Origin of the sequence: Laspinema sp. D2d, from assembly GCF_025370755.1 — a bacterium.
Lineage (GTDB): Bacteria > Cyanobacteriota > Cyanobacteriia > Cyanobacteriales > Laspinemataceae > Laspinema.
Map to the genome: position 1 here is coordinate 58923 of NZ_JAMXFC010000026.1, position 16262 is coordinate 75184.

Sequence of the window (16262 nt, forward strand, 5' to 3'; positions counted from 1 at the left end):
GGCGGGGGCAACAATCAGAGTTAAGCTAAAGGACGTTAGGGAAACACTTGAGAGGCGATCGCAACACAATCCTCAGCCGTCAGAATCCGCTCAATCTTCTCCGGAACCTCTGACCCATTGGCGTTATTTCTCGTCATTTCCGCCTCAATCTTGTCCAATAACTCCTGCATATCCTTCAACTCCTCAATATTGCGAGCAAAATTCTCTGTTTCTGTATTGAGGGGTTCAGGCGTGTTATCCGGGCGAAAATCCTTGCCCTTGTTGCGTTCCTGACTCTGGCGATTTAAGGCTTTGCGCGCTTTAAGATAGGTGGTTTCCAACTGTGGACAGTTGCGGGCGATCTCATCCAACTGATCATAGTCCCCCTTCTGACCAACCGTCCGAATCTCCGCCTGAACCTCATCCGGAAGAGACTCCTCCAGAGTACAAAGCGCCGCCAGAAACGCCTTGAGCGTAACGTAAGTGAGAGAATTCATAATTTTGTATCTCCAGTTAATGTAAATGCGGCCCAATAATAAGGATGAGCATAGAGTTGCGCCTGGGGGTCCTGTCCCTCCAGGAAATCCAGTTGGTCCAGGAAGAAAGGACGAACCCGCCTATTATCTGCCCCATACCGTTCCTGTTCCGCCTCGTAAAACTGCCGTAACCCCGCCACATCACAGTGGGATAACCACCGTTTCGCCTCAGCCAGGGCCTGGGGTTCCGGGACTCCTGCCAGCACCAGGTCATAGAACTTCAGGGTCAACAGCATACTCGCGGGATCGTCCACCCTCCAGAGGGTACTCAACACCAAGGACACCCCCGCCATCAGCCAGCCACTGCTGAGTCCCACATAGTCGGTGGTAATCGATTTCTGGCCGGTCATGGCTGTTTCACAAGCCGCCAAACTGACTAAACGATAGCCCGACAGGGGCAGATTCAGCAACTCCCTAACCCGCAAAAACTCCTTCCCCGATAAGGCTAACCAGGATTGATCCGGCGCGTCAAAATCGTAGCCCCCATGTCCCGTAAAGTGCATCAGCCGATACTCCCCCTTTACCAGTTCGTCCTTGAGGGACTCTTGACGGACTTGGGGACCACACAGAGGCTGCACCCGCTGAAACCGCCTCCCCAGGCTTTCCGTCTCGAACGCGGCAAAATCAAGACGCGGGAATCCCTGACTCTCGGGATCTCCCACCAACAGCAGGGGAGCCTCGGAGGTGATGGGGGGAACCGGCTGTTGCGCCAGGGTCATGCCCACCTGAGCGCTGGGAAGGCGGATGAGACTGTAGTGGGGGGGGAATAAAGCTTCCAGGGGGAACAGGTGCAAGTCCCGGTGGGGCAGTAAAATCAGATGGTCAATCTCCTCATGGGCCAACTCCGCCAGCAGGGCCTCAATCCGCAAAATTTCCCCCAACTGTTGCAGGCGAGAGTCCATCTGCTGACGCCAGGGATGGTCTCGCTTGGGAGAACCGGACTTGGATTTACCGCTGCGATAGTCTTGATAGTCCTGTTTCCAGGTATCGACCCACTTCTCCCATGCCAGTAATTGTTGCAGTCTGGGGAAAGGCGCATCGCTCTCCTCTGAAGCTAGGAGGGGGATGGGGTCTTGGTTGGGTTTGAGCAGAAACGTGGTCAGGGCCGCAGGACTGATGTGCCAGTAAACCGCTGCGGTCTTCTCACGGCAGAGATACTGTTGCAGACTCGGGAAGTCAGGACTGGGAATCTCCTCCATCCAACCCGACAGCCACCAGCGCAAACAGCTATTTTTGCCTTGTTCCGCCAGCATCAGGGCGCTCACGGGATGTCCGGCTTGGCATTCCAGGTCAACGGTCAACTGTTGGAAGCTGATAAACTCCAGGGCCAGTAGTCGTTGTTTCCCGGGACTGGGGGATTGTTGAATCAAGCAGCGCAACAGGTCAGACCCCTGACGCCGTACTTCTGCTGCTTCCTCACGTTGACCCAGTTCAAAGAGGACGCGGCTCAAGTCTCGCAGGGCTTTGAGTCGCAGTTCGGGGGAGTGGGTTTCGCTGAGGGTGTCGAGGGCGGCGTTGTAACGAGTGACCGCTTTTCGCCAGAAGGGATAAGGGTTCGCGTCCCGGCGACCTCGGAAATAATGGACGGAACCTATATTATAATTCAGCCATCCCGCGCCTTGTGGGTCACGGTCGGGGAGACAATATTTCAAACCTTCTTCATAGCTGGCTAACTCTCCCTCATACCCCCGTTGGTCCAGGGCGGGGTTTTGCAGGTGAGGGGGGAGGGTAAGAGTGACGGAATAGAAGCATCCTGGGGAGTTTCCGGCAGCACTGCCTCGGTTGACCCAAACTATTGCATTGTTAGGATTGAGGTCAAGGGCATGGTCATGACTGGCAACCGCCTCCTCATGGCGACCTAAGTTATACAGCGCATTGCCTCGATTAGTCCAGCCTTCTGCCAAGTTAGGATTGAGTTCGAGGGCGCGGTCATAACTGGCAACCGCCTCCTCATAGCGACCTAAGTTAACCAGCGAAATGCCCCGGCTACCCCAGCCTTTTGCCAAGTTAGGATTGAGTTCGAGGGCGCGGTTATAACTGGCAACAGCCTCCTCATCGCGACCTAACTCAGACAGCGTAATGCCCCGGTTAGACCAGCCGTCTGCATACTTAGGATTGAGGGCAAGGGCGCGGTCATCACTGGCAACAGACTCCTCATAGCGACCTAAGTTACCCAGCACATAGCCCCGGGCACTCCAGGCTATTGGATACTTAGGATTGAGTTCGAGGGCGCGGTCATAACTCGCAACAGCCTCCTCATAGCGACCTAAGTTACCCAGCACGTCGCCCTGAATCCCCCACAACACCCACTCATCTGGAAAGGATTCAATTGCCTCATTAGCTAACATCAGCGCCGCCTCATCATCACCAGCGTTAAATAGCTCCACTATCCGTCCAAATGCCGCTTCTGCTTCCGGATTTTCAAAGGTCAAACTCACCTGACTCCCCCCAGCCTCTACTGAACTGCCCCCAGTCCCCCCTGGATGTGCCACTGGAGATGTCATTCCCCCAGTCCCCGGCGGCAACGGATGAGGCGAACTAACCCTCAAACGCTCTTGCAATTGTTGTCCCAAATCCCCCACCCGTTGCGCCAGGGGGAGCGCTCCCAGATTGCCAAACTCCTGCAACGCCTGAACAAACCGCGCCTCTGGGGGGTTCGCCAACCAAGTCTCCCCCGCCTTCTCCAACCAGTCCAACCAATCCCTCTCCTGGGCCCGAGGTTCCAACTCCTGCAACCACTCCAGCACCGCCTCACATCCCTGGTGTCGCTGTTGCAACAACTCAGGGAACAATGACTCAAACTCCGCCTCGGTCAGGGGGGACAACGGTTGAGCCAACTTCTGCGCCCCATACTGATGAGCCAACTCGCCGATTTTCCCACTGCCGAGTTCCCCCAACCGCACCATCCGCGAGGCGAGTTCCCGGTGAGGACGGGGGGAACCCAGAAGGCGATCGCGACCAAAGCGCATCAGCCAATTGTGAAAAAAGCGGTCATCCACTCGCTCTCCCAGATAGTCCAACACCCGTCCCGAGTCCCATCCCAGAGCCACTCCATCCAGCAGTTTCAGAAAGACTTGTTCATATTGAGTATCACTGAGGGGATTCATCTGCGGTGGCGGTGGGGGGGCGGCTGTTCGTCCCCCTCCCCACCACCGAGCCACTGTGGATTTCAACCAACGCCAAAGTTTACCTAACATCCTAGTACCCTGAACTATGAGTGAACTACCATGAGGAAAGCCGTTGGGGCAACTCTCTCTTACTGTACCCCAGGTGTGCCCCTCTCATTGTTAGCGGTCCTCCGGTCCCCTCCCCTTGGCAAGGGGAGGGTTAGGGTGGGGTCCTCTTGATGCGCTGAAGCGCGTCAAGATGAATGAGTGGGTGGAGAGTTCTGGTGAGGTGGCGATCGGGCCAGTTTCTATACAGGTGCGATCGCCTCTCATGATTGGTTGAGGTGGCGATCGCTAAAAGAACCCCACCCTAGCCCTCCCCTTGCCAAGGGGAGGGGACCGGAGGTGGAGTTAAGGGTGGGTTATGTGGCGATCGCTAAGAGGACCCCACCCTAACCCGGACCTTGGCAAGGGGAGAGGACAAGAGGTATTAGAAATTCCGGTCCCCCCCCTTAGCAAGGGGGGGCTAGGGGGGGTCCCAATGTTGCGGGAAACCGTCTAATATTCAAATAGGAAATAGAGGCTTTTTACCCAAATCCCCGGCTCAAGAGGACCTCACCCTAACCCGGACCTTGCCAAGGGGAGGGGACCGGAGGAGGAGTTAAGAGTGGGTGAGGTGGCGATCGCTAAAAGAACCCCACCCTAGCCCTCCCCTTGCTAAGGGGAGGGGACAAGAGGTGGAGTTAAGGGTGGGTGAGGTGGCGATCGCTAAAAGAACCCCACCCTAGCCCTCCCCTTGGCAAGGGGAGGGGACAAGAGGTTGAGTTAAGGGTGGGTGAGGTGGCGATCGGCCAAGAAGAACCCCACCCTAACCCTCCCCTTGCTAAGGGGAGGGGACCGGAGGTATTAGAAATTCCGGTCCCCCCCCTTAGCAAGGGGGGGCTAGGGGGGGTTCCGATCGCCTCCAATATTCAGCCAACAAATTGACGCTTTTTACCCCAATCCCCGGCTCAAGAGGACCCCACCCTAGCCCTCCCCTTGCCAAGGGGAGGGGACCGGAGAAAGAGGGGAGTTGTTGTCGGGTATCCTAACGGATAAAGTCGAGTGATTGGCGGTGGATTCATGACCGAACTCTACAACAAGACCTCAGAAAAGGAAAAACGGCGATCGCTGCGTCATAATATGCCCCCTGCTGAAAAGTTGGTCTGGGGTAGATTGCGCGATCGCCAGGTTGAGGGCTGCAAATTTCGGCGGCAGTATAGTATTGGTATATTTGTTGTTGATTTTTATGCACCTGAACTGAAGTTGGCGATCGAGATTGATGGAGAGAGTCATTTTGGGGATGAGGCGAGAATTTATGACGTTGAACGACAGTCTTTTTTAGAAGCTACAGGGGTTTGTTTTTTAAGGTTTACGAATCAGGAAGTGTATAACGAGTTGGATGGTGTGATTGAGGCGATCTCTCTGATGATTTGCCGATTGCGGGAAGGACCCCACCCTAACCCTCCCCTTGGCAAGGGGAGGGAACCGGAGGGGAGAAGCTCACTTTAGTCTTCCTCTTGGTACCAGAGGGACCCCACCCTAGCCCTCCCCTTGCCAAGGGGAGGGTACTGGAGGTGCTGTTAGAGTAGGAAGCGTAACTGCCGATCGCCTCCGTCATCTATAAAGCGCTGTTCCCCAAATCCCAGGACTTCAATCACTACCTCTCGGGGGGGTGGGGTCCAATTTCCTGTGCGGGGGGAGATACTGAAGACCAGTTCTCCGGCAGACTGCTGTAATGTATAGGTTGTCATGCCCTGAGTGCCGGTTTCATAGTCCAAACTGTGACCATCATCTTCATAGAGGACAAAGGTTTTGTGCAAAGTTTCCAAACCTGTTACCGGCCAGACTCGAATTGTGAGAGAATCCAGAGGTCGTTCGTCGGTATATTGCATTACTGGACCCATTGGGACGATCGCCCCGGCGGGAACAAATAGCGGCATTCGTTCCAAGGGTGCGTCGGCTAAAATATAGCCTGGTCCTTGGTGTTGCTCTCCGGTCCACCAATTATACCAAACCCCGGAAGGCAAATAAACTGCCCGACATTGGACGCCGGGACGATACACTGGGGCGGCCATGAGAGAGGGACCGAGCATTACTTGGTCTTGAATTTGATAGGTTTGGGGTTCATTGGGGAACTGATACAGTAAAGGCCGTAAAATCGGTGCTCCGGTGGTTGCAGCTTCCCAGAATAAGCTATACAAATAAGGAAGCAACTGATAGCGTAATTCGATGTACTCGCGACAGATGCGTTCCACGCGATCGCCAAAGACCCAGGGTTCATGACGGGCTGTATTTAATGCTGAATGCGCCCGCATTAAGGGATAGAGCATTCCCACCTGTATCCATCGAGCAAACAGTTCAGCGGTGGCGTTTCCGGCAAATCCGCCGATATCACAGCCGACAAAGGCGACGCCGGATAAGCCCATATTACATAACATCGGCAGGGACATCTCCAAATGTTCCCAGAGGGATTGATTATCCCCCATCCAGACGGATGACCAGCGTTGGATTCCGGCAAATCCCGATCGCGTTAGCACAAACGATCGCTGATTGGGTCGATGTCGCCGCAACCCTTGATAGCAGGACTGCGCCATCATCTGACCATAGAGATTATGCACTTCTAAATGGGTGGCCCGGTCTTCGGGCGGTCCTTGGAGTGCATCTAAAGGGAAGCAAATTTTATGGCCGTCATCTCCAAAGGGCCGGTTTTCGATCGCCGGTTCGTTCATATCATTCCAAATTCCCGCTACACCCATATTTATGAGGGTTTTGTGCCAGTCTCCCCACCATTGTCTCACTTCCGGATTGAGGAAATCGGGGAATACGGCTTTATCCGGCCAGACATACCCGTGAAAGATTGATCCATCGGGGTTGCGAACGAAATAGTCCCGGTCTTTGCCTTCATCAAATACCGGGTAATCTCCTTCGGGTTCATATTTCACCCCCGGATCGATAATAGTGACAGTTTTGAACCCATTCTCACGCAAATCGGCAATCAGTTTGGCTGGGTCTGGGAAGCGTTTCGGACCCCAGGTAAAGACCCGATATCCGCGCATATAGTCGATATCAAGGTGGATAACATCGCAAGGAATCCGGCGATCGCGAAAGGTTTGGGCCAACTCTCGCACTTCGGTTTCTGAGTCGTAACTCCAGCGGCATTGGTGATAACCCAAAGCCCATTTGGGCGGCATCGGCATCCGACCCGTAAGCTGAGTATAAGTTGCCACAATTTCGGCGGGTTCTGGACCATAAATGATATAATAGTCCAACTCACCGCCTCGGGTTTCCATACTCCAGACCCCCGGTTGGGATGCACCTAAATCAAATTGACTCCAAAAGGTAGTATTGAAAAAAATGCCATAGCCGACCCCGGGACGGAGGGCCATGAAAAAGGGAATGGCCTGATACATTTCATCGGTGAGGATATCATAATCCAGGGCATCGGTGGTCCAGTTGGTCCGCACTTGCGATCGCTGGTCTAAGAGTCCTGTGCGTTCTCCAAATCCGTAGAAATGTTCCCCTGCTTCGATTTGTTTCCAGTTGGCAACGGCCCCTTGCCGCCAGCTTATTCCCGGGTCGATATCTCGGGCAAAGGGTTGGTCCTGGCTATCAAAACAAGTGAGGCGACAGGGATGGTGGGCGATCGCCACCCGCATCCGGTCCGTGATGAGTTCTGTAGAATCCGGATGTTGCTGTACAGTCAATTCTACCGCAGGCCAATTTTCCTCCTGAGTTACGGCCCATGATCGCGGGGGCGAAACTCCTCCCGTTGGGGACATTCGCACCCGGATTAGATTCGGTGCAACTGCATGAATCACCAGGGTTTGACTGCCACAATTGAAGTAAAGGTAGTTCTCAAGTTGTTTGACTGCTTGCACAGACTGGAGGCTGGTCCAAGGCTGTTCTGTTGTGGGAAGTTTTCCAAAATATTGGGGCATATTAATTTAATTTGAAATTCAATGAATTAAGCCCACTCTAGGGCATCCTTTTATTCTATAAAAAAAATTAAATCTTGCTGGGTTGAACTGAGTAGACCTTTTGTCAAATTGTAAAAATTTCTTTTATTACAAGGGGTTTGGGGGGCAGCAATCCCGTATTTTACCATCAGGTCTAGTGAGGTTTAAATTCCTTCAGGGCGGTGACCATCTATTTAAAATAAGAGTTGCCCCTTTGAAGGGTGAGAGTTGATTTTCCCTCCTTGGGTACCTAATTGGATAGAGGTTAAAATTGCCCTATGGGTAGAGGCGATCGCCGAGTTATTCTTCTTATTATCAAGTTACATAAAAAACCAATACTCAGTGCAGACCCGGCCTGGGAGAATTGTCAGAAATTAATTCAGCCCTTCCTTTGATTAAGGGGTCAGGCCGTAAATTAGGAGCAAAGAAAATTATGATTATTAAGGACCTAAAAAAAGGTGGCCTTCGTACCAGTGCGCTGGCTTTGGGACTGTTTGCCCTGTTGTTACCGGCTTGTCAGCAAGATAACCAAGCCTACAATGAGACCGAACAGCAACCGACGACTACCGAGTACCAAGAATCGCCAACCGCCCCCGGTCCCGGAAGAGAATCGACGGCGACAAGTCCAGGACAACGGGGAATGACTACGGGAGAGAGCACCACGGCAATGGAAGGGGAACAAATGGAGACAACCCCGGAAAATATCTCCTCTAATCCCGAAAACTTTATCGGTCAAACCGTGACAGTGCGTGGAGACGTGGACGAAATGGATACCTCTGCGGATACCTTTTTAATGAGTGATGACCGCGCTTTGGCTGGGGAGGGCATTCTAGTCATCAACTCCACCAGCGAACCCTTTGGGATTCCCGATGCTGAGGATATGCGAGTCCAAGTGAGTGGAGAAGTCCGTCAATTCCGCCGGGAGGAGATCACTTCACAGTACGGATTGGACTTAGATCCGCAGTTGTATAGCGAGTATGAGGATCAACCCGTAATTATTGCTGAGTCTATGGCCCTCTCTCCGACGGGTGACCAAGTGTCTGACAATCCCGATGCCTTTTTCAATCGCCCGGTTGCGATGGAAGGCCAAATCGATGAAATGTTAGCGCCTAATACCTTTAGTTTCGATGGCGACAACGTGATTGTAATCAATGCAGATCAAGGGCAAGTCATCCCAGAAAATCAAGATATCGTCGTCACTGGGGAACTACGTCCCTTAGATATGGCTGCCTTGCAAAGTGAGTATAATCTCAACTGGGATGCTGAAATGCAACAACGGATCCAATCGGAGTATAGCGATCGCCTGGTGTTAGTCGCCGATGGCATCTATCCTAACGCTGAATAATTCACCTTCAGAACGCGGGAGGGGGAATTGATGTCATTGCCCCTCCCTGAAGAAATAACCCCTCTAAAGAGGGAGGGAGAATCAGACTTTTCTCGATAAAGTAGAGGGGAATTTACTTTTATCACACTGTGCGGATTTTCCTGAAATTGACTGACTTAAAAACCAGAAATGTCCCGTTTAAAACTATCAGTTTATTCTATGAGGTTATCTCAAGATGCTTAAGAATTTAACCCCGACGAAAAAGAAGAACCGAATGGGAAACCCGATGGGGGTAGCGATCGCCTTAGCCTTGATGACGGCTACCTTGGTTCCCGCTTTCCCTAGAAAAGCGGTCGCCCAAATCGAAAACTATCCTGCTAATTCCGTAATTACCCTAGAAAATGTAGCCGGATCCCCAGAAGAATTTTACGGACAAACGGTGACAGTGCGAGGAGATTTTAAAGAAAGCATCGATGAGAATGCGTTTAAACTAACTCGCGGTGGTTTTTTATTCTTTGGCGGTTCAGAAATCTTAGTCGTTAACAATACCGGACAACCCATTCTCCCCCCGGAGAATGACAATATACCTCTTCAAGTCACCGGACAAGTCCGACAACTGCGAGTAGCTGAACTTGAGAAAGATTTTGGCTGGGACTTTTGGAATCCTGATGTGTATGTGGAATATGACGAGAGACCTGTAATTGTTGCTGAATCTGTGGCGTTAGCCCCGGATCCGGGCCAAATTGCAGACAATCCCGAACAGTTTTACGGCCAAACCATTGCGGTAGAAGGTGAACTGAATGAATATTTTACCGCCAATGCCATGTTAGTACAACAAAGTGGCTTAATTGGTGGTGGAGAGATGCTGGTATTACTTCCCCCGGAAGCCAACCGGATTAATGCGGGAGAAGATATCGTCGTAACAGGCGAAGTTCGGCCTTTTGTGATGGCAGAATTTGATATCCGAGGATGGAGTCCTGAGATGCAAACTCTATTAGTTGAAGAGTTTGGAGACCGTCCCGTGATGTTCGCCGAAAACGTTTATCAAAAGGGTGAGGAAAATTAAACTGTTTTCTGGCTAAACTGAGACAAATCTGAGAGAGACCTCTTGCAAGATTCTGCAAGAGGTCTCTTGAAATGAGGGAAATTATGACTGGGTTTAACTAACTTTGACCTAACCCTGTGGAGAGATTTAAAATTTGCCTTAAAGTAACCCAAGAGAGAGAACTCAGAACCGAGGCGATCGCCTACATTAAATATATCCCTTATAATTACAGAGAGATCAAGCTCATGATCGAAGAAGAGTCACTGCAGGACCGCGCTATTAATGCCGCAGCCAAATTAGCCATTTCTAGTCAATTCGATGAGTTTCAAACCTTGGATGTTTCCGTTCATTCTGAGTCCGCTAATTTGGTAAAAGGTGAATTAGAAGCAGTAGAAATTTCCGGGGAAGGGATGGTTATGAAGCAAGAGTTAAGAATGGAAAAATTGGATATAAAAACGGGCAAAATATCCGTCAATCCTCTTTTAGCTGCCCTGGGAAATATTCAATTACAACAACCCACGGAAGCCACCGTTGCAGTTGTTTTAAATGAACAGGATATTAATGATGCCTTTGATTCAGATTATCTTCAAGATAAACTCCAAAATTTTCCGGTCACCGTCGAGGGAAAACCCCTGACTTTGGATGCTCATCAGGTTAATTTTAGCCTTCCCGGTGAGGGAAAAATCCGACTCAGTATCGGCGTACTGTTCCGGGAAACCGGAGAAACTCGTCAGGTGGAATTTACTGCCATACCGAAGGTCCAATCTGATGGAACCGGGGCGCGTTTAGAGGAAATTGAGTACCTAGATGGGAATGAACTCTCCCCAGAAATGACCGCAGAGTTATTAAAAAAATGTGAATATCTGCTCAATATTTCTAATTTTGAGCTATCATCAGGAATGTCAATTCGCTTACACGGATTAAAAATTGTTCCCGGTCAAATTCATTTAGATGCTCAAGCTTATATTGAGGAAATTCCCAGCAACTAATTACATTTTCAAGCAATTAAAAATTCTGAAAATAGAGCCAATTTAAATGATTTAAACCATTAAGTTTGGGATTCAATTGAGGAAAAATTTTAACCGTGATATCAGCTTAATCCAAAATATGATTAAAAGGAGTGGGAGCATCTGGCCCCCTTTCCATAGGAGAGAACCCGATACTCCCACTCCTTTCCGGAATGGTCTTCCGGAATGGTCAAATTCATTTAGACTAGAAATAGAAATTAGGGCATTTGAATGGGAATTAAATGATCCTCGGTAACCCCATCCTGGAATCGACCTCCGTTAGATAAGACGAGCATTAAATGAAGGGTCCAATCCGGATCGGTGGGTAAATCCGCCCAGGGAATGGCGATTTCTAGGCATTTATTGAAAGCAACTTGGGCGCGACCCTTGCGGGGATGCCACTGATGATGGTCTCGTGCTTCCTGAAACCACACAGATTGACTCACTAAGTTGATGCCGAGATGGTGATGGAACAGGTGGTTGAAGGGTTCGCGATCGGGGGGTTGTGCTAAAGGCATGGGACTGATACTCATGGGATGACCGGGATAGTACCACAATAAATTTAATTCCGGTGGACAATCTTTGCCAATTTCTGTCCCGGTTTTAAAATCAATTCGGAGATAGAAATGGAGGTGATCCACCCCATACCAAACCCGTTGAATGGCGCTGCTGCGATGCATAGTCCCCCGGGCACCGCCGATTTCAATGCGACCGGCTTTGTCCCAATCCTGTTCGTCTCCAATGCCATCAATAATGGGATGGATAAAACTTTGGGGACGCCGATCGCCTTCTTGCTCATGGTCTTCCACCGGACGTAAGACAGTCTCCGGAACTGGCTCACCCAGTGCTTGATAGAGGGCGGCAATATGTTCCCGGAACAACTGATCGAACATGGCATCTTGGTTGGAGGAATGACCTTCGCCAAACCACCAGAACCAATCCGAACCCTCGGCAGCATACAACGCTTCCCAGGCTTCCGGATTGGCTTCTTCCGTCGCTTCCGGATGTTGGGCCAGCATCTGCCGCGCTGGTTCTAACAAATCCCAGGCTTTATTTTTGGCCGGGTCACCAATCCAGGTTGTGAGACTGCCATCGACCCAAGATCCACTATGTAAACGACCACTTGGCAGCGTCGCCGTAGGAGGAAACTTCTCGATAAACTCCGCAACCGTAACTAACTCAATCTCTCCATGATGACTGAGTTTTTCATAAAGGGAATTTAAGAACGGTTCACCATCGCGGTTATAAAATTCCCAGCAGTTTTCTCCATCCAGGGCGATCGTCACTAACCAAGGCTGTTCTAACCCGCTTTCGGGACCGGCGGCTTGTCGCTGTTTTAGGGAATAAGCGATCGCCTCTAAATGGCCCACCAAATCCGATGCCGCCCGCCTCGGTTCCATCGCACCATAGGTAAATCCAATCAAATCGGATAAGCGGTGATCTCGGAATACAATGGATAAATCCCCTTGGGGTGTTTCTAACCGATAAGGACGATACAAATATTCCGGTTCAAACAGATTCCCTGCGCCATCCCGATGGAAAAAGTGCTGCAAAGTCCAGCCTAAAACCGCTTCATCGGAACAGATCCATTTAAACCCTTGTTCGGCAATATAGGGTAAAATCTCAGGACTGACCGCTTGTTCCGAAGGCCATAACCCCCGGGGATTCTGGCCGAATCGCTCTTGATACATGGTCCAAGCTTTACTTAAGTGCCGAGGAATATCTTCGGACCACTGGAAGCGATGCTGGGGTAATTCCATGTGGGGAATCGCCACTCGACCCGCATTGGTATCCGCCAGTAACGGTAAAATCGGGTGGGTATAGGGGGAAGTAATTACCTCCAATTGACCCGATTCCTGCATCTGACGATGTTGGGGGATAATTTTGCTGATAATCTCCCGCTGTTTGGAATAGATGCGCTGGCGATCGCTCAGGGTGAAATTCCGACCTTGTTTTAACCAAGCTTCAATTTCCGGGTCATCCCAAAAAATCGGGTCAATCCAAGCGAGATTGTGCCATGCCAGCAAATCCCCATACTCGCGATCGCCCCAATGTTCCAAACACCATCCCCGGCCCTCGTTCTGCCGTTGGGCGTACAATTCAGCGTAGCGGGGATGGGGATCGATTAAGGTGCGATGGTTCCCGTCAAAGAAATGCTCGACAATAAAATGTTTCTGTTCCAGGTTAAGCTGGTCTTCTCGGGTGAGGGCGGCAGTCAGGTAAGGATCAAATGCCGTGCCTTCGATATAGTCTTCTAGCTGTAAAATCAAGGACGGTACTAAGTTCACCGTTTGACGGAGTTTAGGATACCGATTCAAGATCAGCACTAAATCTAAATAATCTTTCGTGCCGTGTAGACGAACCCAAGGCAATCGATACTGACCCCCAATTCGGCTTTTATAGAGGGGCTGATGCTGATGCCAAATAAAAGCAACATAGAGCGGGTGAGGCATAGTAAGAAGAAGTGATGAGGACAGGAGATGGCGATCGCTGGTCAGGGTTGAAGGGTTCATCGCACAGACTGCTTGCGGGTGAACATTCCTAACCGACCTGCGATCGTCAATTCCTTCTGAACTTACAGCACTTGTTCCACTTCAGCAATCTCAGGGATGCATTCGCGTAATTTGCGTTCGATCCCCATTCTTAAAGTCATGGCAGAACTCGGGCAGGATCCGCAGGCTCCTTGGAGTCGCAGCTTGACAATTGGACCCTCTAGTTCTACGAGTTCGACATTTCCGCCATCGGCCATCAAGTAGGGGCGCAGTTCATCTAATACAGTTTCGACATTTTCCGAAGTTAGTGCCAATGTTGCAGACATAAATTCTCCTGGTTTTGGTTTATGGTCCTGTCCAAATTTTAACGGTTCTGGGGAACGGGTGAGGGGCGATCGCCGATCGGGTTGAGGAACAGGCAAAATTTTGGCCGTGAACCCCAGATTTCACAGATTTTCACCGAGGGGGATCTGCACTCAGTCTGGGGATCCCGGAATCTGGGTCACCCCAGACCCCTGAGTTTTGGCGATTTAAACCATTGCCGGTTCTAAGAGTTTAATGTTAGAGAAATTGAACTCCGTGGCGGTTACGGTGTCATTTTCTTTGGAGTGGATGACTTGATGGGTCATCAGGTAATAGTCTCCAAATTTTTCGTAGTTGTCCTCAAAGTCAAGTTCTCGGATCAAGTCGTTGGTTTGAGCATTGCGGAAGACGACATGATAGCGCGTGGCAACATAGCCCTCCCCCGTATCCAGACTTTCGGCAGTATCAATCGTAAATGCCATCCGACCCATGACTCGGCTGACTTGACAGATTTCGGTCCCTCGGATTTTGTAGTTAGACCCCATCGCATCCCCTTTCACCAGGATTTCGATGGCATCCGTGTCATCGGATTCCCCGGCGCTAAAGCTATTTTTGCCGTGGGCATCCTCAAATTTGCTCCGTTTGCGGTGGGTCACGATATCCCGCAATTGGGTATAAACGCTTTGTTGCACCTCTTCCTGGTCGATTCCGCTAACTTCTACGGTGAGATCGCCTTTAATGTGGATTTGGCCGGTATAGGTTTCTTCTCCCTGCTTAACTTGGAGTTCAGCACGATATCCTGGAAAGTTCGAGTCCCAGGTGTAACGGTTTTCGTAGGCGGCGCGAAATAAATCACGGGGGTTCGTTTGTTCGGTCATGTTTGCCCTTAGTTTTTCAATGTTGTCCTCCTTTTAGGGTACAAGCTGACTGGGTGGGTTGTGGTATCAGACTCAAGGGACTCGTCGTCTGGGGTGCGCCCACTCCGGGGACACAACCGATGTTAGAAACCGGGTTTTTTACGCCTGTCTGCCCAGGAATCCCTCCCCTATCCGCGCTCTTCTCGGATCGGAGTGGACTGAAGATTGAGGGCAGGGCTAATCTCCGGGGAAGATTTAGAACTGAAGCAAGGGGCGGCTAGGGGCAAGTCCACGGTTACAGTGGATCCGAGTCCTTCCCCCATACTATAAAAATGAATCTCACCGCCCATGCCTTCGATAATTTTTTTGGAAAGGGCTAGACCCAGCCCTGTTCCGGGGTAGGGACTGGTATAGGCTTCATGAACTCGAAAAAACGGTTCAAAGAGTCGGGATTGATATTCTAGGGGAACGCCGATTCCCGTATCAGAAATGCGAATTTCTATCCCATTGAAAGGGTCAGCCTCCTCCTTTATCACTTTGTGAGCGATGGTTTCCGCTTCAATGATAATGCCCCCTTGATGGGTAAATTTAATCGCATTCCCCACTAGATTTAACATGACTTGCAGCAACTGGTTTTCATTCCCTTGTAAGAAAATATTGCGGGAATTAGAAGGTTGGATAATTTTAAACGTAAGCTGTTTAGATTCAATTTGATTGAAGGCACAGCGTTCGATATTTTTTAAAAGCTTATGTAAATTAACGGGACTGAGTTCTAGTTCGATAATAGGAATGGTTTTGGGTTTATTGAAATCCAAAACGTCATTAATCATGTGGAGGAAGTGGAGGGCGCTATGGTGAGCTTCATGGATAAATTCTCGTTGCTCTTCGCTATCGTCTACCATATCATCGAGAATGAGTTGCAGAAATCCGATGATATGGTTCAGGGGAGTTCGGAATTCGTGGGAAATCTTGCCCAAAAAATCATGTTTGAGGCGGGCGGCTTCTTGGGCTTGTTGTCGGGCTTCTTGGAGTTGATGATAGAGGGTTGCTGAGGCGATCGCACTTCCCGCTTGCTTGGCAACTTCTTGGACTAATTCGATTTCTGCCTCACTCCAGAGGAGGGGACAAGGCTCTTGATTCAGTTGCGATTTATGGACTTTGTGATACAAAACGATCGCCCCATTGGGTCGATCTTCATAAGCTGTAGGAACAATCAAAGTAGAATACCGTTCGCCATTTTCTTGGGGTAGGCTTGTATCCACTAGGACAGGTTCAAGGGTGGCGATCGCCCTGCCAATTTCTGGACATTCCTCTAGTCTGACTTCCCATCCTAACATCGAAGCCATTGCCTGTTGCTGATACTCCGCTACCACCTTTAAAGGCTGATTCTCCTCCTGATAGGAATAAATAATACAACGGCTTGCACTCAGTCCACTCCCTAAATCTCGGGCAGTTTGCTGCCAAATTCGCTCCAAGTTAGACGTGCGATGGATACTTTTCGCGATTTGGAGTAGTAGCTGTTGTGATTTCTTCGATTGTTGCTCAGACATGACACCCTTCCCCTAATCGGCTGATCTCGCCGAACGTTACATAATCTTTCTAATCATCATTTAA

11 protein-coding genes are annotated in these 16262 nt (G+C 50.4%); 4 read left to right on the forward strand and 7 right to left on the reverse strand.

From position 1 onward, the window contains the following. Nucleotides 1-35: 35 nt before the first annotated feature. Together NG796_RS17490 and NG796_RS17495 are read right to left on the reverse strand one after the other, a co-directional pair. On the reverse strand, nucleotides 36-476 hold the full coding sequence (locus tag NG796_RS17490; protein WP_261208150.1) for a hypothetical protein: 441 nt from the start codon (nucleotides 474-476) through the stop codon (nucleotides 36-38). Then, nucleotides 473-3712 carry a CHAT domain-containing protein gene (locus tag NG796_RS17495; RefSeq protein ID WP_261208151.1) on the reverse strand — a complete coding sequence of 1080 codons (3240 nt, stop codon included), beginning with the start codon at nucleotides 3710-3712 and terminating at the stop codon, nucleotides 473-475. Before NG796_RS17495 ends, NG796_RS17490 begins: the two co-directional genes overlap by 4 nt. 1032 nt (nucleotides 3713-4744) lie before the next feature. On the opposite strand from NG796_RS17495, the gene NG796_RS17500 reads away from it, so the two are divergent. Continuing rightward, nucleotides 4745-5173, forward strand: a complete 429-nt coding sequence (locus tag NG796_RS17500) for an endonuclease domain-containing protein (RefSeq protein ID WP_261208152.1) — start codon at nucleotides 4745-4747, stop codon at nucleotides 5171-5173. A 71-nt stretch (nucleotides 5174-5244) separates the two neighbouring features. On the opposite strand, the gene NG796_RS17505 is transcribed toward NG796_RS17500, so the two are convergent. Continuing rightward, a complete protein-coding gene (locus tag NG796_RS17505) occupies nucleotides 5245-7602 on the reverse strand; it encodes a glycoside hydrolase family 31 protein (RefSeq protein ID WP_261208153.1) in 2358 nt (785 codons plus the stop codon). A gap of 451 nt (nucleotides 7603-8053) precedes the next feature. Between NG796_RS17505 and NG796_RS17510 the strand changes: the two genes are divergently transcribed. The 3 genes from NG796_RS17510 (at nucleotide 8054) to NG796_RS17520 (ending at nucleotide 10978) form a co-directional block, all read left to right on the forward strand. Continuing rightward, complete coding sequence (locus NG796_RS17510; RefSeq protein WP_261208154.1) at nucleotides 8054-8965, forward strand: hypothetical protein; 912 nt, start codon at nucleotides 8054-8056, stop codon at nucleotides 8963-8965. A 253-nt stretch (nucleotides 8966-9218) separates the two neighbouring features. Then, nucleotides 9219-10010 (forward strand): hypothetical protein, encoded by a 792-nt coding sequence (locus NG796_RS17515; protein ID WP_261208155.1) that lies wholly within the window; start codon nucleotides 9219-9221, stop codon nucleotides 10008-10010. A gap of 116 nt (nucleotides 10011-10126) precedes the next feature. Beyond that, nucleotides 10127-10978, forward strand: a complete 852-nt coding sequence (locus NG796_RS17520; protein ID WP_261208156.1) for a DUF2993 domain-containing protein — start codon at nucleotides 10127-10129, stop codon at nucleotides 10976-10978. Between the two features lie 236 nt (nucleotides 10979-11214). Here NG796_RS17520 and NG796_RS17525 read toward each other — a convergent pair whose 3' ends face one another. From NG796_RS17525 to NG796_RS17540, 4 genes are all read right to left on the reverse strand, one after another. Then, on the reverse strand, nucleotides 11215-13449 hold the full coding sequence (locus NG796_RS17525; protein WP_261208179.1) for a glycoside hydrolase: 2235 nt from the start codon (nucleotides 13447-13449) through the stop codon (nucleotides 11215-11217). Between the two features lie 122 nt (nucleotides 13450-13571). Next, the gene (locus NG796_RS17530) at nucleotides 13572-13814 is read right to left on the reverse strand and encodes a NifU family protein (RefSeq protein ID WP_261208180.1); all 243 of its coding nucleotides are present in this window, start codon (nucleotides 13812-13814) and stop codon (nucleotides 13572-13574) included. Nucleotides 13815-14018: 204 nt separating this feature from the next. Continuing rightward, nucleotides 14019-14669 (reverse strand): DUF3386 domain-containing protein, encoded by a 651-nt coding sequence (locus NG796_RS17535; protein ID WP_261208157.1) that lies wholly within the window; start codon nucleotides 14667-14669, stop codon nucleotides 14019-14021. 167 nt (nucleotides 14670-14836) lie between these two features. After that, complete coding sequence (locus NG796_RS17540; RefSeq protein ID WP_261208158.1) at nucleotides 14837-16198, reverse strand: GAF domain-containing sensor histidine kinase; 1362 nt, start codon at nucleotides 16196-16198, stop codon at nucleotides 14837-14839. Nucleotides 16199-16262 lie beyond the last annotated feature (64 nt).